The following is a 20,482-nucleotide window of genomic DNA, read 5'->3' on the forward strand; positions in this document are numbered from 1 at the left end:
TTAGCCTCCGATTGATGCACGCCCGATGCAGGAATAGCTGAAACCCTGTTCTGCCATCTCGCCGGGGTCATATACATTTCGCAAATCCACCACGATCGGGTGTTTCAGCGCAGATTTGATGCGATCCAGATCCATCCCGCGGAACTCGTTCCATTCGGTCAGAACCACCATCGCATCGGCACCTTCAAGGGTGTCAAAGGCGGTATCGCAATAAATTATGTCTTCAAGAAGCTTTTTTGCTTCTGTCATGGCTTCCGGGTCATAGGCCTTGACCGTTGCGCCCGCCGCAATCAGGGCCGGCACGATGTCAAGGCTTGGCGCATCGCGCATATCATCGGTATTAGGCTTGAACGCCAGCCCGAGGATACCGATGGTTTTGCCCGAAACCGAGCCACCACAGGCCGAAATGATGCGATCAGCCATAGCCTTTTTGCGCTGCGCATTTACATCGACCACAGTTTCAATAATGCGCAGCGGGCTGTTATGTTCCTGTGCGGTGCGTACCAGCGCCAAAGTATCTTTCGGGAAGCATGACCCGCCATAACCCGGCCCGGGATGCAGGAATTTCTTTCCGATACGTCCGTCAAGCCCGATACCGCGCGCAACATCATGAACGTCGGCACCAACCTTTTCACAAAGATCGGCGATTTCGTTGATGAAGGTGATTTTGGCTGCAAGGAAGGTATTGGCCGCGTATTTGATCATTTCCGACGTTTCGCGCGAGGTGAAGACAATCGGTGTTTCAATCAGATAAAGCGGACGATAAAGATCACGCATCACGTCACGGGCGCGTTCGTCGGTCGTTCCGATCACAACACGATCCGGCCGCATGAAATCACCAATTGCGGACCCTTCGCGCAGGAATTCGGGGTTGGAAACCACCGCGAATTCCGCATCCGGTCGCCGTTCACGAATAATGCGTTCGACTTCGCGCCCCGTGCCGACCGGTACGGTCGATTTGGTCACGATGACAGTAAAGCCTTCCATTGCGTCTGCAATTTCTTCGGCTGCGGCATAAACGTAGCTGAGATCGGCGTGACCATCACCACGACGGGTCGGCGTGCCAACGGCAATAAAGATCGCCTCGGCACCTTTCACGCCTTCCTTAAGGTCGGTCGTGAATGTCAGACGCCCCGCCTTGACGTTATTTTCAACAAGAACATCAAGGCCCGGTTCGTAGATCGGCATGATGCCGTCTTCAAGACGGGCAATCTTTGCTTCGTCCTTATCAACACAGATAACGTCAGTGCCAAATTCCGAGAAACAGGCACCGGAGACAAGCCCCACATATCCGGTCCCGATCATTGCTATGCGCATGGATGCTTTACCCCAATAGTCGTCATTGGCAGGAGTCTGTCCCGGCTCCTGCCAAAATATATTAAGTGAATTCTATTATTCCGCGGCTTCGCCAGCGGCGAATTCGTGAATAAGATTGCGAACGTCATCACGCATGTCTTCGCGTGCCAGCGCGAAAGACATGGTGGCCTTCAGGAAACCGATCTTGTTGCCGCAGTCAAAACGACGACCTTCGAAGCGATAGCCGTAAAACGGAACTTTTCCAATCATGGCCGCCAGAGCATCCGTAAGCTGGATTTCATTGCCCGCACCGCGCGGAATATTCTCAAGGATTTCAAAGATACCCGGATCAAGGATGTAGCGGCCAATCGCCGACAAGGTCGATGGCGCGTCTTCGGGCTTGGGCTTTTCAACCATGCCGCAGGCGCTGACCAGTCGGCCATTGGTGCCTTCGACTTCAAGCACGCCGTAACGCTGGGTTTCCTCGCGTGGGACGTCCATAACGGCAACCATATTGCCACCCGTCCGGCCATAGCTTTCGACCATCTGCTTCATGCAAGGCACTTTTGACTGGATCAGGTCATCGGCCAGAAGAACGACGAAGGGCTCGTCACCGACAAGAGATTTGGCGCACAATACGGCATGACCAAGCCCCAGAGGGTTGCCCTGACGGGTATAGGTCACACGACCATTTTCCGGGATCATCGCAAGCGAGGTTTCAAGCGCATCATGTTTGCCGCGCTCCATCAGGATCGCTTCGAGTTCGGCAGAACGGTCGAAATGGTCTTCGATTGCGGTTTTGCCACGACCGGTTACGAAGATGAATTCTTCGATGCCCGCCGCGATTGCCTCTTCAACAGCATATTGAATAAGCGGCTTGTCTACCACTGGCAGCATTTCCTTGGGCATTGCCTTGGTTGCTGGCAAAAAACGGGTTCCCATACCCGCAACCGGGAATACAGCCTTTTTGATTCGCTTCGACATGCCTTTTTTCCTCTGTTTTGACCGCGTCATACCCGCCTCATTCGCATTCGGCCAATCTTATGCTTCTGCCACATTTCAAGAACGCGGATCAAGCGAGTGCGCTGTTTGTTCAGTTCAATCTTTAAAAAGCTGTAACAGGAGGCTCCGGGCCGCATTGATTTTGGATGCAAGATAATCTGATCCGCCATGATCCGGGTGAACTGCCTTGATCAGGACCTGATAGGCCCGATTAATCTCCTCGCGCGTCGCCTGTTCGGAAACACCAAGGATTCTTCGGGCCTCACCTGCATTCATCTCTCCGCTGCGAAATCCACTGTCAGCTTGCTCGTAATCGTTTCCGGCACGGCCGTTTCCATTATCATTTTCATCCCGGGACGCCTGCCAGTTCTGCCATCCTGAACAATCCGGTCGGCGTTCCAGATAGGTTTCCAGAACAGTCTGGCTTTGATCTTGTGCGCCGCAACATTCAACATAAAGCACGCGCATCTCGTCAACCCCGAGCGTATCCAGATCCCGCCCAATCATCGAGCCGCGCACGATTGTGCCAGCCAGTTGACCGCTGTCGTGATCAAGATACATGTGCAGATAATCCGTTTTTATCTCCGATACCCGTCCTGAACCGGCAGACGCACGCCCGGAAGGCCTGCCGCCGCCAGAGCGGGCAAAACCGAACATCCTGCGCAATAATGGCCACAATAAGCCAATTTTGAGGATTCTAGAGAGGAAGGGTATGGCAGCAACAAGGGCGGCAACCATGGCCGCAAGCTTTCCGGTCAGAAGCAACCACGCTGCCAGCACGCCCAGCGACAGAACGACGACCCACATACCGATCTTTCTGACGTGCTTTGGCTCGGCTGACGATAACCATCTGATGATAAATCCGGCAGCAACGAAAAGCCCTATCCCCAACAAGAACCATTGCATTATCGGGGTTTCCGCAGTTGGGAGCCCAGCAATTTGACATCCTGCGATGATGTTTTGTGGCCGTATTCCTCGAGCGCGTTGATCCCGCCAACCGCATAACTCGCAACCGCGCCAAGCAAATCGCGTAAACGGCCTGCTGCACTGGCATCAAAACGGGCAAAAGCACCACCGGTGATCCGGGCAATTTCGCGGAAGGCAGTCTCGGCTTTCACGTCATATCCTTCCTGAAACATGAATGCCTTGATCCCCTTTAACGCCAGTTGCCCCGCCAGTCCGGCAAGATTATCGATATCTTCCTCGAAGCAATCCCCGACATAAATCAAGGCGTTGATCTTTTTATCCTTCGCCTGCCCTTCAACATGACCAAGCACCCGGGCAAGCTGTGTATGCCCCGCACGACAGGTGACTTTTGTCATGGAGTCACGCAACCTTGCCGCATCCCGATACCAGGCACTGGCCTTGCATTCCGAAATACCACGGAAGAAAACAAGCTGAATATCCAGTGTGCTGCCAATGCCTGCGACGGCATCAAACATTTCAGCCTGCAGAACTGCGGCACTGTCCCAGCTTGGCTGACGGCTGGCCGTTGCATCCATCGCAAAGATCAAACGCCCCTGCGCAGGACCAGAAGCCGGTGCAACAGCAGCCAAAGTGCGCGCCTGCTTCACAAAGGCGGTCACGTCTGTATGGTTTGAAACATCAGACGCAACACGGCTTTGCTGTTTGGCTTGTGTTTCGGGTGTCGATTTGTTTCCGGGCACGGGCACCAACCATTTTTCAGGGCACTATCACCCTGATATAGGGGCGCTTATATCAGATCGGCAACTCTTCGCCATCTGCCGGTGTGAAGCCGATTATTTCAAGCAACGCACGAACTTCCTGCCGGGCTGCCATGTGTGACATGCTAAGCGGGATTCCCACCCCCTTCTCGCGAAGGTCAAGCAGGGTCAGACCTTTCAGGAACAATTCCCGGTAGATCACGCGTTCGCCAAAGCCGGGCGCCACACGGAACCTGATACGCGCTGCCAGCTTGTCAACGATTTCGGCGATATCACGTTTATTGCGTGCATCAAGATGTGACAGACGATTACGCATGACGATCCAGTCAATGGTACCGCCATCTACCGCTGCACGGCGTTTACGTGCATCCCAGACCATTTCGGCATAGATACTTGGTCCTTTGATATCAAGGGTGTCCGGATCGATCCGGGCGAGCATATCAAGATCGATATAGCTGTCATTAATCGGGGTTACCAGCGTATCGGCGCAGGAATGCGCAAGACGCGACAGGTAATTGTCACTGCCCGGGCAATCCATCACCACAAAATTGCAGCCCATCACCAGTTCGCCAAGTGCATTGGTGAAACGCTCCCGCTCGTCAAGCTTGGCGGCATTGCCATCATCAAGCTCGCTGCGGTAAATCGGACGATGATCCGGAACAGGCAGTTTCAGCTTTTTCTGTTCGTTAAATGAAATTCGGTTTTCAACATATCGGGTCAGTGTCCCCTGACGGGCGTCAATATCGAGCGAACCAACGGAAAATCCCATTTTCATCAACGATACGATCAAATGCATCGCCGTTGTCGACTTTCCGGATCCACCTTTTTCGTTGCCAATCACGATCACATGGGCGCGCTTCGCGCCTGGCTGCTTGGCGGTAGCGATCTGTTGGCCTGCGCTTTCCCCGGTTGCGCTGGTCTCGTGCACCGTCATTGAAGTTTGCTCCGTTATTCAGGCAATTTTCTGTCCCCAGGGCCGAAACCCTGCTTCCAATGAGCGTCTTTGCCCGTAAAAATCAAGAACAAAGAATTTCATTGAAGGCAAGTTGTCTACTGGCCCCTAGCCAATCTATCACCGTACAGGTAAAGATAGGAGTAGGGAAAAATGATTTCACCAGCAATAACATGAAGGAAGGACGCAAAGTGACCAATCGGGGGGCCCTTTGGGGTGGCGTAATTGCCAGCACTTTGATGATGACCGGAATGTCGTCTGCGAACGCGCAGGATGTTGGCGGGTTTGAGCAGATTCCAGCGGATCAGAGCCCGCTTTCATTTAAATCCGATATACCGGTTACAACGGTCTTTCTGCGACAATATCGCGAAAACAGTACCGTTTTTGTTGGTCGCTGGCTGTCGCCTGCGGCGGAAGGCAGTATCAAAGGCGCAAGCGATGATCTGTTTGTTGAAAGCGTTTTTTCGACTTCCGCCCCGGGCTTTGCCTTTAACAATCAAATGTCGTCCGAACAGCTTTTGGAGATGTTTGACGGATTACGCGGACGAAGTACCACCAATGGCATGAATTTCATACAAGATACCCGATACGGGCCGATTGCAATGACCCCCTTCATTCGCGCCGGTTCACAATGCGTGTCGTTTGTCGGTCAATGGAACCCGGATAAACCAACGGTGCGTGGCAGTCGCCTGCTTGGTTACTATTGTGACCCGGTCGCGCGCCAGACCATGACAGATTTCACAGCCCCGCCTAAACAGCTTGATGCGGTTGATGCGCAGCTGTTCGGGGCTAATTTCTTTGCACGGTTTGACGTGCAGCTTCCCGACGGTGTCGTGATCCCGTCAACGCAAGCAACCCCGGAAATTGTCGAAACACCGTCGCCAGCGGCACTTCCAGATAGCAATACGACAGACACGCCGTCCGAAGGATTACCGATCAGTACCAACTGGCAAGGATCACGCGGACAGGGAATGCTGAAATTTGATCAGCCCTCCGGCGAAGGCACGATGATTATCGATAGTGACCTTCGCCATTGTGAAGGCATCTGGCGGCATGATGGCGGCGCTTATCAAAGCAACACATTGCCGTTTGGCAGCTGGTACGTGTTCTGTGACGACGGGGCATCTGCACGTGGCCATTACACAAGCGAAGACCCCGGCAGTGTGACCGGCGAAGGTCAGGATAATCAGGGACAGGCCGTTTATTTCCGTCAGATCAACTCTTAAGCCCCGGACAATTTTTTCAACATGACCACCGATATTCAAACCGTCATTATCGGCGCCGGCGTTGTCGGCCTTGCCTGCGCACGCGCCCTGGCCAAAGCAGGTCGGGAAGTTCTGATTATCGAACGTCACGATGCAATCGGAACCGAAACCAGCGCACGCAATAGCGAAGTCATCCATGCCGGCATTTACTATCCGCAAAACAGTCTGAAGGCGAGGTTCTGCGTGGCAGGACGCGATATGCTGTATCGCTATTGCGCAGAAAACGGCATTGATCATAAACGAACCGGCAAACTGATTGTCGCAACCCACAATGATCAGATCCCCGCCCTGCGCGACATTGAAAAACGGGCACGTGAAAATGGGGTCCATGACCTTGTCTGGCTTGACGGACATGACGCGATTGCGCGCGAACCGGCCCTGAATTGCGTGGCAGCACTTGAAAGCCCGTCAACCGGCATTATTGATTCCCATCAGCTGATGGTGACCCTATTGGGCGAGGCAGAGGCAAACGGGGCAACTTTGGCACTTAATACCGATGTTGTGTCCGCGAAATTTGAAAACGGTATTTTTGCCATCGAAACGCTTGACCGCGACGGTCAGGAGATGAGCCTGACCTGTGCCGAGCTTCTGATCGCCGGGGGCCTGCATAGTCAAACATTGGCGCATAATTTTACCGGCCTGCCAGACCAGAGCATTCCGCCACAGCATTATGCACGCGGATGCTATTTCACGCTTTCGGGCAAGGCCCCCTTCTCCACCCTGATTTATCCGGCCCCCGAACAGGCGGGGCTTGGCATTCATCTGACCCTTGATCTGGGGGGGCAGGCGCGTTTTGGCCCGGATGTGACCTGGGTTGAAGAACCGAACTATGACGTGCCCGAAGAAAAACGTGCGGGATTTGCAGCTGCCATTCGCAAATACTATCCGTCACTGGACGAAAATGCCCTTCAAACCGGTTATGCCGGCGTCCGACCAAAAATTCAGGCACCGGGCGAAGCCGCCCGCGACTTTCTGATTTCGGATCGCGAAGCCCATGGCATTGATGGCCTGGTGATACTCTATGGCATTGAATCACCGGGATTGACGGCATGCCTTGCAATAGCGGACCATGTCGAAAATGTCCTTTCACGACCGCAGGCAAAGGCAGCGTCATGATGGCAGAAGCAAACTGGCAAAAAGTACGCGATTTGAGCCGGGGAAAAGTTTCGGGCAAATTGACCAGAAATCCGCAAAGCAGATTTCGCTGGAAACGCAGCCTTGTCGCCTTTGGTTTGGTAGTTGGCAGCCTTTGCGCGCCTGTCACGTTGACAGCTCCGGTAAACGCCCAGCAGTTGGAACCTTTCGTTCCGCCCCCCAACAGTCTTAGTTCACCGAGCAAACGAAGCGAGGCAACCGGAACGGAAAAGCCGGATGTTCAGTTTGCCGATGAAATGCGAGATTTCGTCATTCAGCTTAGCCGGTGGGCGAAATCCTATCGCAGCGATTTTTCGATCATTGCCCTTAATGGTCTGGAACTGACGGAATATCTTGAAACCACACTGTTTGCATCGCGCGGGACGGCAGAGCCTGCACGCAATTATCTGCGTGCGCTTGACGGTATCATGATCGAAGCCCCGTTTTACGGTTTCGACAAATATGGCGAGCCCACAGATAGCGAGGAAACCAAATATATCCTTGGCTATCTGGATCGTATGAAATCATCCGGGCTTGAATATTTCGCGCTGGACTACACCGATAAAAGCGATGCACAGCAGGCCGCACGCCAGAAGTTGCGGGACCTTAACGCACTTTATTACGCGGCTCCGCCGCCCGATAAGCAGCTTTCGACATTGGCGAAAGTACCGCGCACACCAATTGGTGCGAACCCGCATATCATCGATAATATTCGCGAAGCCAAAAATTACGCGATCGTGCTCGACAGCTCACCTTATGGAACCAAGGACGCATTTATCGACGCAATGATCGATACCAATTACGATGTCCTGATCATTGATCCGTTCCATCGCGGCACAATCCCGCTGACCTATGACGACATGAAGCGTCTGCGTTATAAAAAAGTCGGCACGCCGCGCACCATCCTTGCCTATCTGAATATCGGAACGGCTGAAACATATCGCTACTACTGGCAGAATAACTGGCGTGCGGGCAGCCCGGAATTCATCGGCGAAGGCAACCTTGACGCGCGCTGGGGGCAGGAACACCATGTCTATTACTGGTCACAGGCATGGCAGAATATTATGTTCGGCAGCGAAAACAGCTATCTGGGCGGTATCATGAAGCTTGGGTTTGATGGTGTGGTGCTGGGCGGGCTGAATGAATATAGCTGGTGGCTGGATTACTAGATCCTGATCATGGCCACCTGCGAATTCATCACAAATCCGGGATATGCCGTCAGACCATTTGACGGTGACAGAGCAGATCGGGCAATCTTGCATCATTCCAAAACAATATGCCGCTGACAGGCAGCCCCCGGAGGTTTTGAATGTCTACGCCCATCATCCATTATTTCTTTGTTCAGTCCCCCTGGTCGTTCTTCGGGTTTAACCGCGTTGTCGAAATCGCACGCAAACATGATACACCGATCATCCATAAGCCATGCCGGGCAGCGGATGTCTGGCAACATGGCGGCGGTGTTCCCTTGGCGCAACGCCCCAAACCGCGCCAGGAATATCGCATGGTCGAAATGAAGCGCTGGGCAGACTTTTTGAACATTCCGGTCAATCTGACCCCTGCCGCGTTTCCCGTGGACGAAACACTGGCCGCGCGCACCATTATCGCGGTTCAGGACGAAGGCAAGGATCCGACCGGACTGATCCATACGCTGATGGGGGATGTCTGGCTTCGAGATCGCAATATTGCCGAGCCACAGGTCGTCCGCGATGCGCTTGTGACGAACGGATTGTCGGGCGAATACATCGAACATGCCGATTATCCGGCGATTGCCAAAATTTATGATGCCAACAGCGAAGCTGCAAAAGCAGACAATATCTTTGGCGTTCCAACATATTTTGCCAATGGCGAAATGTTCTGGGGACAGGACCGGCTCGATTTTCTTGATCGCGCACTTGCGAAGTAAGACATTCCGATCATTACAGAAAACAACAAGGGCGGGTTGAAACCCGCCCTTGTTGTTTTGGCCGCTGGCCGGAAATCCCGTTGTGCCGGTTAGTCACGGCGTTTGACGTGATCGACAACAAAACCGTCGCAAGACGGGTAGGTGTTTTCGATCATGGCAAGTGCCTTGTATTCGTCCTTGGCAGCAACTTCGTGGGTCTGCACATCGGCCCAGCGATCATCAAAAACCTCGTGGGAACGATTCTCTTTGACGCATTCACGAACGGCCTGGTTGTGCAGTTCAACCTGATAAACGGTTTGGCGTGGGTCTGTGAAAGCAGACATGTCCACCCGGTCTCCTTACTTTTGCCTGCGGCGCCCGCCCGACGCCGCCTGTGTCCTGAACCGGGAATTTCATAAAAATGAAACGCCCAACCACGAGTGTGTAACAAGTGGCTTAACGAGCCGTAAATCATCCGGCTGGATTCCATATTTAAATGAATTGATCCGGATTGAAGTGTGACGGTTTTGCATGGCTGGGTCCAAAATGGCGTAATTCTGCGGTGCAGCACGAATTCCTATCGCAGCGCAACTTGTCTCTTTCAGTGTACCCTTATGTCTGGATTTCGACCTTTCAAGCGCCGTTTGAACGACAAAAACGGGATCGCGACGCGCAACGCCAAATGCACAAGATAACCATAAATCGCAAAATACGCATTTCAGTACGCGAAAGATTATTTCAAAGCATTCTCCTCACGATCACAAAATTCCATCTTTTGTCGCGCGTTTTACCGAAACGGTCTTTTTTAACCCAAAGGTGATTTTGAAATTGATCAAAAGCCCGAAGCATCAAACATAAAGGAATAATCAAGGGACCGCCCCTTGCAGAATAACGAGCTTGCGCCAGGAGGCGACACCAGGATGAACGTTTTTTCCGACACCGCATTTGACGGCCATGAACAGGTTGTTTTCGCCAGTGATCCCGACACCGGCCTCAAGGCCATTATTGCCGTGCACAATACCAATCTTGGCCCGTCGCTGGGCGGATGCCGTATGTGGCCTTATGCGTCGGAACAGGAGGCCATTCACGATGTGCTGCGACTGTCCCGTGGCATGACCTATAAATCAGCGCTTGCAAATCTGCCGCTTGGTGGCGGCAAATCGGTTATTATCGGTGATCCGCGCAGTCAGAAAACGCCCGAGCTGTTTCGCGCAGTAGGTCGGGCTGTTGAACGGGTTGGCGGTCGCTACATCGTGGCCGAAGATGTTGGCACCAGCCCGGCTGACATGGAACAGATCGCCAGCCAGACCAAGCATGTCGGTGGTATTAATGACGGCAAAGATCCAGCACGGACCGGTGATCCGTCACCCTTCACCGCCTACGGCGTTTTTATCGGCCTGAAAGAAGCGGTTCGCTTTAAAAACGGTCATGACGATCTTGCGGGGTTGCGTGTTGCCGTTCAGGGGCTTGGTAATGTCGGCTATCACCTGTGTCGCATGCTGCATTCGGCGGGTGCACGACTGGTTGTGTCGGACCTGAATGCCAACAGCGTTAACCGGGCGGTCGAAGAATTCGGTGCTACTGCGGTTTCAACCGACGAAATCCTGTTCATTGATGCCGATATTCTGGCCCCCTGCGCGTTGGGGGGGGTCGTTAACGACCGCAGCATCGATAAAATCCGCGCCCGCATCATTGCCGGTGCCGCCAACAACCAGCTTGAAGCCGACCGACACGGCGAAATGCTGCGCGAGGCGGGCATTCTTTATGCGCCGGATTATGTGATCAATGCGGGTGGCGTTGTCGAAGTCTATTATTGCCGCGAAGGCAGGCCGGTGAGCGAAACCAACAAGCATATCGAAGGTATCGCCGCCACCGTGCGCGAAATCTTTGAACGTGCAGACCGCCAAAACCTGTCGACCGGTTTTGTTGCAGACCGCCTGGCCGAGGAACGTTTCGGGAAGCGCTGATTTTCAAACCTGCCTGCATTCCCGGAACGCAGGCAGGTTTCCGGGTCTGAAAACAACAAAGCCCCCGCTTGCGGAGGCTTCATCAAAATTTCCCGATCTATATTGGAGCTTATTCGGCCGCAACAGGCATCGCGTTTGCCGTAACCGCCGCCGCATCATCGCAATCGCAGTTGCCGCATGTTTTCGCCTGAAGCAATTCCGCACGCATGTGGCAGGCGCATTTCCCGCATTGCGGGGCACAGCCATGAAAACGGAATACGTCCGCAGGGCGCGTTGCGCCACCTTCCTCGGCGGCACGACGAACATCGCGTTCTTTTATGGCGTTACAAATGCAAACATACATCGGCGTAATTGCAATCAGTTATTAATGACAGCAACCTACCTGTAATCCACATGCGAATAGTTTTCAAACACTTTTGCAACACGCAGATAAAAAAGATCCCCCGCAAACCGGCAGATTTGCAGGGGATCACGAGAAAATCTTTTAATCACAAGGTGATCAGACAGTTGCGATATGGCTGACGACGCGCTTGACACCCTTGATACGACGAACGATTGACAGCACTTTGTCGAGCTCTTCGCTGCTTTGGGCATCACCCATGATGTAGACGATATTGTTCACGGACTGCCAACGGTAGTTCACCGAACTGACACCTTTTTCGGCCAATAACAATGCCTTGATCTGGCTTTCGATCCAAACGTCTGACCCTGTCTGTGTCGCCGAATCCGCCGGCACGGCATTTTTGCCATATTCGTCTTCTGCCTTGTGATAGGCCTTGATGGTTGCCGCATCTGCGACTTCAAGATGGTCATAGACAGTCTTGATGCGGCTGTCCTGTTTGACCAGCGACATCACATCAAAATATTTGCCTTTGGAATCGACCATGCCGGTGACCATCACCTGCTGTTTCCAGATATCGACATTCACGTCGATAAGGTAGGTATGGTCGACCTTAGAGAACTCGCCAAGGATGCCTGACTTGATCTGGGTATCAAGCCACTGGTCATTCCCGGTCCGGTCTTCCAGCGGCATCTGTAACGGCCCACAGGCCGCAAGCGGCGTCGCCAGCAAGGCACATACCGAAACAGCTTTCATCGCGTTGCGCCAGCCTCGGGAAATCGTGATCATCTTTTAGCTCCTTCTCATGCCGATGGATCGACATATCCAAATTCTTTCGAACCACTAATACAGCAGATCGCAATAAAGCTTTAACGCCCTGAACTGCCCGTAGTTCCGGCACATCTTGTGGCAGGCGATTATGACGAAAAAAAGCCCGCGCACAATGGCCTGGGCATGTTTCGTCGCAACACAAAGACACAATATCGCCCCCAAAGAAAAAGACCGGGGCGATATACCCCGGTCTCTGGTGACGGATATAGCGATCCGTAAGATCAGTTTTCTTCCATCGACATCAGTGATGCGTTGCCGCCCGCCGCCGTCGTATTGATGGTAATGGTTTTTTCGGTCGCAAAACGATGCAGGAATGTTTCGTCAGGCAACGCACCGTCATCGTCAGCACCGCTATCGGAAATCAGCGACAGGATCGCGCCGTCACGTTTTGCCAGAAGCTGCTTGAAAGCCGTTACACGATCAAGCGGCGCAACACAGGACACACCGGCGACATCGCCATCATACATCACGGCAACGCCGACCTTAGATGACACAACGCCGATAAGCTTTATCGGGAGGCCTGCTTCGAGCGCAAATACCGGAAGATCACCAAGCCATTTCTGATCGCCTGCCACAATTACCGCATTGCCCGCAGCAAGGGCTGCGGCGATATGACGGATAATCCGGGATGGCTCGGCATCCTTTTCGGCCTGAACCAGATAGACACCACGTCCTAGCATATAAAGGTCGTTGGTTTCACCGGTCGGCCCGGGCATCCGGGTCGGCGCAACAAAGCCGTTTTCCGAAATTGCGGCAAAATTCGCGATCAGTTCGGCATTTTCCGACAATTCGCTGACCGGGGCGGCTGCCAGTTTGGCCGCGAAATTTTCCAGAAGACGAACACGTTCATTGCCATCCGTCGCCTGCCATTTGACCTGTGCTGCCTGCAGGAAGCGGTATTCCTCGTCTGCCAGCGATGCCTTGATCACGATTGGCGAACGGTCATCGGCAATGGCAGCACTACCAACGGCCTTTTGACCGGCTTCAGTCACCGGCTTGGCAAAGCGTTCGACATAGTGCGGACCGCCTGCTTTCGGGCCGGTACCAGATTTACCCTGACCGCCGAACGGCTGCACGCCAACAACAGCCCCAATCATGTTGCGGTTCACATAGCAGTTGCCAACACGCAGCTTTTGCGAAATCTGGCGCACGGTGCTGTCGATACGCGAATGGATGCCCATCGTCAGGCCATAACCGGACGCATTGATCTGATCGAGAACCTTGTCCAGATCGCGCGCCTTGAAGCGAACAACGTGAACAACCGGGCCAAACACCTCACGTTCAAGAACATCAAGCGACGGAATTTCAAAGCAATGCGGCGCAAAGAATGTGCCGTCCTTGCATTCGGGCAAGATGTCACAGGCATGCAGCAGCTTGGCTTCCTTGGTCATGCGTTCGGCATGCGCGACAAGGGTTTTGCGCGATTTTTCGTCAATCACCGGTCCGACGTCGATATCAAGGAATTTCGGGTCACCAACGCGCAGTTCCTTCATCGCCCCGACCAGCATGTGGCAAAGTTTATCGGCGATGTCTTCCTGAACGAACAGGACGCGCAGGGCCGAGCAACGCTGCCCGGCGGACTGGAATCCGGAAATGATCGCATCCTGAACAACCTGTTCCGGCAATGCGGTTGAATCGACAATCATCGCATTCTGGCCACCGGTTTCGGCGATCAAAGGCAACGGAACACCCGGGCGCTTTGCCAGCGCCTGATTTATGACCTGTGCCGTTTCAGTCGAACCGGTAAAAGCCACCCCGGCAATACGCGGGTCATTGATCAGGATGTTGCCAATCACCCGCCCCGGCCCCGGCAACAGCGTGAATGCCCCCCCCGGCACGCCCGCAGCAAGAATAAGTTCGGCGGCCTTAGCCGCGACAAGCGACGTCTGTTCGGCCGGTTTGGCAATCACGGCATTCCCGGCGGCAAGTGCCGCACTGACCTGGCCCAGGAAAATCGCAAGCGGGAAGTTCCACGGACTGATGCAGACGAAAATGCCGCGCCCTTCAAGGATGCTGCCCTCGCGGAAGCTTTCTTCTGCCCTGTTGGCATAATAACGGCAGAAATCGACAGCTTCGCGTACTTCGGCAACACCGTCGGAATAGAGCTTTCCTGCTTCGCGCTGACAGAGCGCGATGAATTCGTCCATGTTGTCTTCAAGAAGATCACCAAGACGGCGCAGGCACGCGGCACGCTCAGTCGCCGCGGTCTTGTTCCAGATTTCATAACCTTTGGCGGCGGCAACAATCGCGGCCTCGACATCGGCTTCACCGGCCTGAACCAGTTCGCCGACTTTTTCGTTCCGGTTTGACGGATTGAAGACATCAATAGCCTCGCCCGAGACAAGCTTGCCATCAATCAGCGGCGCAACATGCCAGATTTTACCCTGAATCGAGGCCAGCTTTTCCGCCAGCGGCAGAAGCTTGGTCGTATCGGTCAGATCAATGCCCTTGGAATTGACGCGCCCCACACCATAAAGATCAATCGGTGCAGGAATTTTCGGATGGGCCTTGCGTGGCAGGGCGGCCATCTTTTCCACCGGATCGGCAATCATTTCCTCAATCGGGAGCTGCTCGTCCTGAATGCGGTTTACAAAGCTGGTATTGGCACCGTTTTCAAGCAAACGGCGAACAAGATAGGCCAGCAAATCCTCGTGCGTGCCAACCGGTGCATAAACACGGCACGGCACGTTTTCACCGTTCCTATCGACGATCTGTTCGTAAAGGGCTTCGCCCATGCCATGCAGCCGCTGGAATTCAAATGTCCGGTCATTGCCGGCCATTTCCAGAACCGATGCCACCGTGTGGGCATTGTGGCTGGCGAACTGGCAATAAAATGCATCACGACGCGAAAGCATGAAACGCGCGCACGCCAGATAGGAAACATCGGTTGCTGCCTTGCGGGTAAAGACCGGATAACCTTCGAATCCGTTTTCCTGACTGTTTTTGACCTCGGTATCCCAATAGGCCCCTTTGACAAGGCGCACCATCATTTTGCGGCCAACCTTGACCGACAGGTCGGCAAGCCATTCAAGCACGTGATACGCCCGTTTCTGATAGGCCTGCACCGCCAAACCATAGCCTTCCCAGCCATCAAGATCAGGGTCGGCAAAGACCGCCCCGATCACATCAAGTGACAGATCCAGGCGATTGGCTTCCTCGGCATCGACGGTGAAACCGATGTCATATTTCTTGGCCAGTAGCGCAAGCTGTTTGAGGCGCGGCACAAGTTCATTCATGACACGGTCATAATTTGCGAAATCGTAACGCGGATGGATCGCGGAAAGTTTTACCGAGATACCCGGGCTGTTGATCGGGCCACGGTTATTGGCGACCTTGCCAATATCGTTGATCGCATCAACATAGGATTTGAAATAGCGATCAGCATCTTCCATGGTGCGGGCGGCCTCGCCCAGCATGTCATAGGAATAACGATAGCCTTTTTCTTCGTTTGCTTTTGCCCGTTCGGCGGCCTCTGCGATTGTGCGGCCCATAACGAACTGACGCCCCATAATGCGCATGGCATGGTTGAATGCCTTACGGATGACCGGTTCACCCGAACGTGCGATCATGCGCTTAAGCAATGCGCCCGGATCGGCCTTTTCCGCCTTGCCGAACTTGATCACCTTCCCCGTCAGCATCAGTCCCCAGGTCGATGCATTGACAAAGAAGCTGTCGGAATGGCCCAGATGGCTTTGCCAGTTGGCGTCAAACAGCTTGTCCTGAATAAGTTTATCAGCGGTGACCGCATCGGGAACGCGCAAAAGTGCCTCTGCAAGGCACATCAGGATGACGCCTTCCTTGCTGGATAGCTCATATTCATGAAGCAGTGCATCGATGCCGCTTTTGCCATTGTCGGCTTTGCGGACACGGGCGACCAACTGATAGGCGCGATCCTGAACACGGGCTGACTGCTCGGGTGCCAGTCGGGCGGCATTGATCATGCGCTCGACAACGGCTTCTTCGTCAGTGCGGTAGGTTTCGCGAATTTTGGCGCGGATTTCGTTAGCCTGGGGCATATCAATGCGAAACATGGCGATGGCTTCTCCCTGCGAATGCGATCCTCCGGTTCCTTATGGGAACGCAGAGTTTTCTCCTCATGTGGCCTCAGACAATATATATGCACTCAAAAAATGTGCTGCCATTTTCGCTAAAAATACGATATATCATCCACAGAAAAACTTTTAGTGCAGTCATTATCACTGGTTAATAGATAGAAATGCAGAAGAATCATAAAAGCCTGGACAAGATCGACAAACAGATCCTGCGCGAACTTCAGAACGACGGACGCATGTCGAATGTCGAACTGTCACGCCGCGTCAATCTTAGCCCGACACCTTGCCTTGAACGTGTCCGTCGCCTTGAACAACACGGCTTCATCACCGGCTATATGGCCCTGCTCGATCCCCGTAAGCTTAACCAGTCGCTGGTGGTTTTCGTCGAAATCACGCTTGATCGAACAACCCCGGACGTGTTTGACGTTTTCGCAACCGCGATCCGCAAATTGCCGGAAATCGAAGAATGCCACATGGTGGCAGGTGGTTTTGATTACCTGATGAAACTGCGGGTTGCTGATATGTATGCCTATCGTGAATTCCTTGAACGCCTGTCTTCGGTTCAGGGCGTGAGCCAGACTCATACATATGTCGTCATGGAAGAAGTAAAAGTCCGCCCCGGCATAACGATCCCGTAAATTCGATCATTTTGATTGCAATACAAATGCTTAGTGGCACACTATGACCAAGCCATCCTGCCGATGGCTTTGCCGGTATCGCCACGTGGCACACCGTTTCGCGTCATTATTTACGGGCCCCACAACATGTCGGAAGTCACTTTCTATTTCGATTTCTCGTCACCTTATGGTTACCTTGCGGCGGAGCGCATAGAGGCCTTTGAGGCCAGAACCGGCGTTACGGTCAATTGGTATCCGTTCATGATCGGGGCAGCCTTCAAGCAAACCGGGCAAAGCCCGCTGCTGGACCAGCCAATCCGCGGCGACTATTTCAGGCACGACATGGAACGCTGCGCAAAGATGCAGAACACGCCATTCTGCATCCCCGAAAAATTCCCCTATGCCGCACTGGTCCCGACCCGCGCCTATTACTGGATTGCGTCAACCAAGCCCGCATTGGCGATCAAGTTCGCCAAGGATGTCTATCGCGGATATTTTGCCGACGGGCTTGATATGTCGGACCCGGAAGTTGTCTTTGCCACAGCCACCCGGCACTCCATCAATGCCGGAGAAATCCGCGCTGCCGTCGAAAACCCGAAATGGAAACAACACGTCCGCGAAGTTACCGACGAAGCCATCGCACGCGGCGCCTTCGGGTCGCCGTTCTTTTTCTATGAAGACGAGGCATTTTTCGGCAATGACCGGCTTGAACATCTTGAACGCTGGATCAAACTACGCAAGCAGATCGACGACTGATCCGATCAGAAAACGCGCCCATCGAAAATCCATAACCAATTAAAATATATACGAATTTTGCGACACCTTCCCTCACTCGAAATATCATTTCGCGATCCCAATATACTGTCCATTTTTGATATACGTAAATTCGGTACTGGATTACCTATTTAATCTTGACGTTTACGTAAACTTCCACCATAACAGCAGTCATAAACGCCATTCACCACGGGGCCGTTTCCTTGCATAAACAGCCCCGGCAACAAACGGTGTCAATTGACGATGACGGTTCTGAAATCTGCGATAAATCCCCGCTCGGAAGATTTCCGCAACAATGCCGAACAGATGGAAAAACTGGTTGCCGATCTGCGTGATCAGATCACGCAGATCAAACTTGGCGGCGGTGAACGCGCGCGCGACCGCCACACAGGGCGCGGCAAACTTCTGCCCCGTGAACGTATCCGTCAATTGCTGGATATCGGGTCCCCGTTCCTTGAACTGTCACAGCTTGCCGCCTATGGCATGTATGAGGATGAAGACGTTCCTGCTGCGGGCATCATCACCGGGATTGGTCGGGTTTCAGGCGTTGAATGCGTCATCGTTGCCAATGATGCCACGGTCAAAGGCGGCTCCTATTATCCGATGACGGTGAAGAAGCACCTTCGCGCGCAGGAAATCGCGCTCGAAAACAATCTGCCCTGCATTTATCTGGTCGATAGCGGCGGGGCGAACCTGCCACGGCAGGATGATGTTTTCCCGGATCGCGACCATTTCGGCCGCATCTTTTTCAATCAGGCAACCATGTCTTCCAAAGGCATTCCGCAAATCGCGGTTGTCATGGGGTCCTGTACGGCGGGTGGTGCTTATGTACCGGCCATGTCCGATGAAAGCATTATCGTTCGTAAACAGGGCACGATCTTTTTGGGGGGCCCGCCCCTGGTGAAGGCCGCAACCGGCGAAGTTGTCTCGGCCGAGGACCTTGGCGGTGCGGATGTTCATTGCAAGACATCGGGCGTGACCGATCACTATGCACAGGACGATGCCCACGCATTGTCGATTGCGCGCAATATCGTCAAGAACCTGAACTGGACGAAAAATCCCGGTTTGACCCTGACCACGCCGCGCGACCCCGCCTATGACCCGCGCGAAATTTATGGCGTTATTCCAAGCGATTCCAAGAAACCCTACGACGTGCGCGAAGTCATTGCCCGCATCGTAGACGGATCAGACTTTGATGAATTCAAGGCCCAGTATGGTACGACACTGGTTACCGGCTTTGCCCGCATTTTCGGCTATCCGGTCGGGATCATTGCCAATAATGGCATCCTGTTTTCCGAGAGTGCACTTAAAGGTGCACACTTCATTGAACTCTGTTGCCAACGCGGTATTCCACTCGTGTTCTTGCAGAACATCACCGGTTTCATGATCGGGCGCAAATATGAAAGTGGCGGCATTGCCAAGGATGGCGCGAAGTTGGTCACCGCCGTTGCAACGGCCAATGTTCCCAAATTCACGGTCCTGATCGGCGGGTCATTTGGCGCAGGCAACTATGGCATGTGCGGTCGCGCCTATAGCCCCCGCTTCCTTTGGATGTGGCCAAATGCAAGAATTTCAGTCATGGGCGGCGAACAGGCGGCAAACGTTTTGACCCAAATCCGCGCCGATGCACAGGAAAAGCGCGGTGAAACATGGCCCGTCGAAGAACAGGAAGCCTTCAAACGCCCGATCCGCGACCAGTATGAAGAACAGGGTCATCCCTATTACGCGTCTGCGCGACTTTGGGACGATGGGGTGATTGATCCGGCCGATACCCGCATGGTTCTTGGGCTTGGTCTTTCGGCAGCACTTAACAAACCGGTCGAGGAAACGCGCTTTGGCGTGTTCCGGATGTGAGGCTGGCATGAGTAATGTAAGCACCGATAACACCAATCCATCAACCGATGCCGTGATGTGCCAGATCAGCGCATCGGGCGTTGCCCGCATCACGCTGAACCGTCCGGAAATCCACAACGCGTTTGACGATATCCTGATCGGCGATCTGACGGCCAAGCTGGAATCGCTGAATGCCGATCCGCTTGTGCGGGTAATCCTTCTGTCCGGCGCTGGCAAAAGCTTTTCTGCCGGGGCCGACCTGAATTGGATGAAGCGCATGGCCGGTTACAGCCATGACGAAAATCTTGAAGATTCCCGCAAGCTTGCAAAACTGATGAAGGTTTTGAACTTTGCGTCAAAACCAACCATCGGGCTCATCAACGGGGCGGCCTTTGGTGGTGGGGTTGGGCTGGCAGCATGTTGCGACATTGTGATTGCGTCTGATCGCGCCAGTTTCTGCCTGTCAGAGGTCAAACTGGGCCTGATCCCAGCGGTTATTTCTCCCTATGTGGTTGAGGCCATTGGCGTCTCGCACGCCCGTCGTTATTTTCTGACAGCGGAGCGTTTTGATGCCGCTACCGCCCACGCCATCGGATTGGTCCATGAAATTGTTTCAGGTGACGATCTGATAGCGCGTGGCGACGCCATGGCAAAGCTTTTGCTGGCGAATGGCCCGGGTGCCATGGATGCAGCAAAATCGCTGATTTATGCGGTTGCCAACAAACCGATTGACGATGATGTCATTGACGATACCGCACGACGTATTGCCGATCAGCGCGCAAGTGCCGAAGGCCGTGAAGGTGTCAGTGCATTTCTTGAAAAACGCCCCGCGAAGTGGAGTGAGAATTAATC

18 protein-coding genes are annotated in these 20,482 nt (G+C 53.7%); 9 read left to right on the forward strand and 9 right to left on the reverse strand.

The genetic code is table 11. The features are described 5' to 3' along the window. The 5 genes from IT971_RS12745 to IT971_RS12765 all read right to left on the reverse strand — a co-directional run bounded on the left by IT971_RS12745 (position 1) and on the right by IT971_RS12765 (position 4,917). On the reverse strand, positions 1–1,317 hold the full coding sequence (locus tag IT971_RS12745; RefSeq protein WP_063095731.1) for a UDP-glucose/GDP-mannose dehydrogenase family protein: 1,317 nt from the start codon (positions 1,315–1,317) through the stop codon (positions 1–3). A gap of 75 nt (positions 1,318–1,392) precedes the next feature. Continuing rightward, positions 1,393–2,280 (reverse strand): UTP--glucose-1-phosphate uridylyltransferase GalU, encoded by an 888-nt coding sequence (gene galU, locus IT971_RS12750; protein ID WP_063095727.1) that lies wholly within the window; start codon positions 2,278–2,280, stop codon positions 1,393–1,395. 114 nt (positions 2,281–2,394) lie between these two features. After that, positions 2,395–3,105, reverse strand: a complete 711-nt coding sequence (locus tag IT971_RS12755) for a DnaJ domain-containing protein (RefSeq protein ID WP_063095887.1) — start codon at positions 3,103–3,105, stop codon at positions 2,395–2,397. A 98-nt stretch (positions 3,106–3,203) separates the two neighbouring features. Further along, a complete protein-coding gene (locus tag IT971_RS12760; protein ID WP_223305134.1) occupies positions 3,204–3,965 on the reverse strand; it encodes a VWA domain-containing protein in 762 nt (253 codons plus the stop codon). A gap of 52 nt (positions 3,966–4,017) precedes the next feature. Further along, on the reverse strand, positions 4,018–4,917 hold the full coding sequence (locus IT971_RS12765; protein ID WP_007090309.1) for a division plane positioning ATPase MipZ: 900 nt from the start codon (positions 4,915–4,917) through the stop codon (positions 4,018–4,020). A 209-nt stretch (positions 4,918–5,126) separates the two neighbouring features. On the opposite strand from IT971_RS12765, the gene IT971_RS12770 reads away from it, so the two are divergent. The 4 genes from IT971_RS12770 to IT971_RS12785 all read left to right on the forward strand — a co-directional run bounded on the left by IT971_RS12770 (position 5,127) and on the right by IT971_RS12785 (position 9,237). Beyond that, positions 5,127–6,161: a hypothetical protein gene (locus IT971_RS12770; RefSeq protein ID WP_223305136.1), complete on the forward strand. Its 1,035-nt coding sequence runs from the start codon at positions 5,127–5,129 to the stop codon at positions 6,159–6,161. A 21-nt stretch (positions 6,162–6,182) separates the two neighbouring features. Continuing rightward, the gene (locus IT971_RS12775) at positions 6,183–7,316 is read left to right on the forward strand and encodes an NAD(P)/FAD-dependent oxidoreductase (RefSeq protein ID WP_063095719.1); all 1,134 of its coding nucleotides are present in this window, start codon (positions 6,183–6,185) and stop codon (positions 7,314–7,316) included. Continuing rightward, the gene (locus IT971_RS12780) at positions 7,313–8,503 is read left to right on the forward strand and encodes a hypothetical protein (RefSeq protein ID WP_223305138.1); all 1,191 of its coding nucleotides are present in this window, start codon (positions 7,313–7,315) and stop codon (positions 8,501–8,503) included. Before IT971_RS12775 ends, IT971_RS12780 begins: the two co-directional genes overlap by 4 nt. A 140-nt stretch (positions 8,504–8,643) precedes the next feature. Then, on the forward strand, positions 8,644–9,237 hold the full coding sequence (locus IT971_RS12785) for a 2-hydroxychromene-2-carboxylate isomerase (protein ID WP_063095712.1): 594 nt from the start codon (positions 8,644–8,646) through the stop codon (positions 9,235–9,237). 89 nt (positions 9,238–9,326) lie between these two features. Here IT971_RS12785 and IT971_RS12790 read toward each other — a convergent pair whose 3' ends face one another. Next, positions 9,327–9,560: a hypothetical protein gene (locus IT971_RS12790; protein WP_007090314.1), complete on the reverse strand. Its 234-nt coding sequence runs from the start codon at positions 9,558–9,560 to the stop codon at positions 9,327–9,329. Positions 9,561–10,136: 576 nt separating this feature from the next. Between IT971_RS12790 and IT971_RS12795 the strand changes: the two genes are divergently transcribed. Continuing rightward, positions 10,137–11,183 (forward strand): Glu/Leu/Phe/Val dehydrogenase dimerization domain-containing protein, encoded by a 1,047-nt coding sequence (locus IT971_RS12795; protein ID WP_063095705.1) that lies wholly within the window; start codon positions 10,137–10,139, stop codon positions 11,181–11,183. 109 nt (positions 11,184–11,292) lie between these two features. Here IT971_RS12795 and IT971_RS12800 read toward each other — a convergent pair whose 3' ends face one another. The 3 genes from IT971_RS12800 to putA form a co-directional block, all read right to left on the reverse strand. Beyond that, complete coding sequence (locus IT971_RS12800; protein WP_065702021.1) at positions 11,293–11,526, reverse strand: bacterioferritin-associated ferredoxin; 234 nt, start codon at positions 11,524–11,526, stop codon at positions 11,293–11,295. 156 nt (positions 11,527–11,682) lie between these two features. After that, positions 11,683–12,312 carry a BON domain-containing protein gene (locus tag IT971_RS12805; protein ID WP_063095702.1) on the reverse strand — a complete coding sequence of 210 codons (630 nt, stop codon included), beginning with the start codon at positions 12,310–12,312 and terminating at the stop codon, positions 11,683–11,685. 263 nt (positions 12,313–12,575) lie between these two features. Beyond that, positions 12,576–16,385: a bifunctional proline dehydrogenase/L-glutamate gamma-semialdehyde dehydrogenase PutA gene (gene putA / locus IT971_RS12810; RefSeq protein WP_063095697.1), complete on the reverse strand. Its 3,810-nt coding sequence runs from the start codon at positions 16,383–16,385 to the stop codon at positions 12,576–12,578. Positions 16,386–16,570: 185 nt separating this feature from the next. Here putA and IT971_RS12815 point away from each other — a divergent pair, with 185 nt between their 5' ends. From IT971_RS12815 to IT971_RS12830, 4 genes are all read left to right on the forward strand, one after another. Next, positions 16,571–17,044 carry an Lrp/AsnC ligand binding domain-containing protein gene (locus IT971_RS12815; RefSeq protein ID WP_007090318.1) on the forward strand — a complete coding sequence of 158 codons (474 nt, stop codon included), beginning with the start codon at positions 16,571–16,573 and terminating at the stop codon, positions 17,042–17,044. A gap of 126 nt (positions 17,045–17,170) precedes the next feature. Continuing rightward, positions 17,171–17,779: a 2-hydroxychromene-2-carboxylate isomerase gene (locus tag IT971_RS12820; protein ID WP_007090319.1), complete on the forward strand. Its 609-nt coding sequence runs from the start codon at positions 17,171–17,173 to the stop codon at positions 17,777–17,779. Positions 17,780–18,040: 261 nt separating this feature from the next. Next, a complete protein-coding gene (locus tag IT971_RS12825) occupies positions 18,041–19,651 on the forward strand; it encodes a carboxyl transferase domain-containing protein (protein WP_063095692.1) in 1,611 nt (536 codons plus the stop codon). Positions 19,652–19,658: 7 nt separating this feature from the next. Next, the gene (locus IT971_RS12830; RefSeq protein WP_063095687.1) at positions 19,659–20,480 is read left to right on the forward strand and encodes an enoyl-CoA hydratase/isomerase family protein; all 822 of its coding nucleotides are present in this window, start codon (positions 19,659–19,661) and stop codon (positions 20,478–20,480) included. The last annotated feature ends 2 nt before the right edge of the window (positions 20,481–20,482 follow it).

Source organism: Thalassospira sp. B30-1, from assembly GCF_015767575.1.
Lineage (GTDB): Bacteria > Pseudomonadota > Alphaproteobacteria > Rhodospirillales > Thalassospiraceae > Thalassospira > Thalassospira xiamenensis.

Excerpts from the sequence above, each read along its gene's own strand:
- IT971_RS12820 (WP_007090319.1), top strand. The coding sequence starts at position 17,171 with ATGTCGGAAGTCACTTTCTATTTCGATTTCTCGTCACCTTATGGTTAC.
- IT971_RS12765 (WP_007090309.1), bottom strand. The coding sequence starts at position 4,917 with ATGACGGTGCACGAGACCAGCGCAACCGGGGAAAGCGCAGGCCAACAG.
- IT971_RS12755 (WP_063095887.1), bottom strand. The coding sequence starts at position 3,105 with ATGTGGGTCGTCGTTCTGTCGCTGGGCGTGCTGGCAGCGTGGTTGCTT.
- galU (WP_063095727.1), bottom strand. The coding sequence starts at position 2,280 with ATGTCGAAGCGAATCAAAAAGGCTGTATTCCCGGTTGCGGGTATGGGA.
- putA (WP_063095697.1), bottom strand. The coding sequence starts at position 16,385 with ATGTTTCGCATTGATATGCCCCAGGCTAACGAAATCCGCGCCAAAATT.
- IT971_RS12830 (WP_063095687.1), top strand. The coding sequence starts at position 19,659 with ATGAGTAATGTAAGCACCGATAACACCAATCCATCAACCGATGCCGTG.
- IT971_RS12800 (WP_065702021.1), bottom strand. The coding sequence starts at position 11,526 with ATGTATGTTTGCATTTGTAACGCCATAAAAGAACGCGATGTTCGTCGT.
- IT971_RS12795 (WP_063095705.1), top strand. The coding sequence starts at position 10,137 with ATGAACGTTTTTTCCGACACCGCATTTGACGGCCATGAACAGGTTGTT.
- IT971_RS12790 (WP_007090314.1), bottom strand. The coding sequence starts at position 9,560 with ATGTCTGCTTTCACAGACCCACGCCAAACCGTTTATCAGGTTGAACTG.
- IT971_RS12785 (WP_063095712.1), top strand. The coding sequence starts at position 8,644 with ATGTCTACGCCCATCATCCATTATTTCTTTGTTCAGTCCCCCTGGTCG.
- IT971_RS12745 (WP_063095731.1), bottom strand. The coding sequence starts at position 1,317 with ATGCGCATAGCAATGATCGGGACCGGATATGTGGGGCTTGTCTCCGGT.
- IT971_RS12805 (WP_063095702.1), bottom strand. The coding sequence starts at position 12,312 with ATGATCACGATTTCCCGAGGCTGGCGCAACGCGATGAAAGCTGTTTCG.
- IT971_RS12825 (WP_063095692.1), top strand. The coding sequence starts at position 18,041 with ATGACGGTTCTGAAATCTGCGATAAATCCCCGCTCGGAAGATTTCCGC.
- IT971_RS12815 (WP_007090318.1), top strand. The coding sequence starts at position 16,571 with ATGCAGAAGAATCATAAAAGCCTGGACAAGATCGACAAACAGATCCTG.
- IT971_RS12780 (WP_223305138.1), top strand. The coding sequence starts at position 7,313 with ATGATGGCAGAAGCAAACTGGCAAAAAGTACGCGATTTGAGCCGGGGA.
- IT971_RS12775 (WP_063095719.1), top strand. The coding sequence starts at position 6,183 with ATGACCACCGATATTCAAACCGTCATTATCGGCGCCGGCGTTGTCGGC.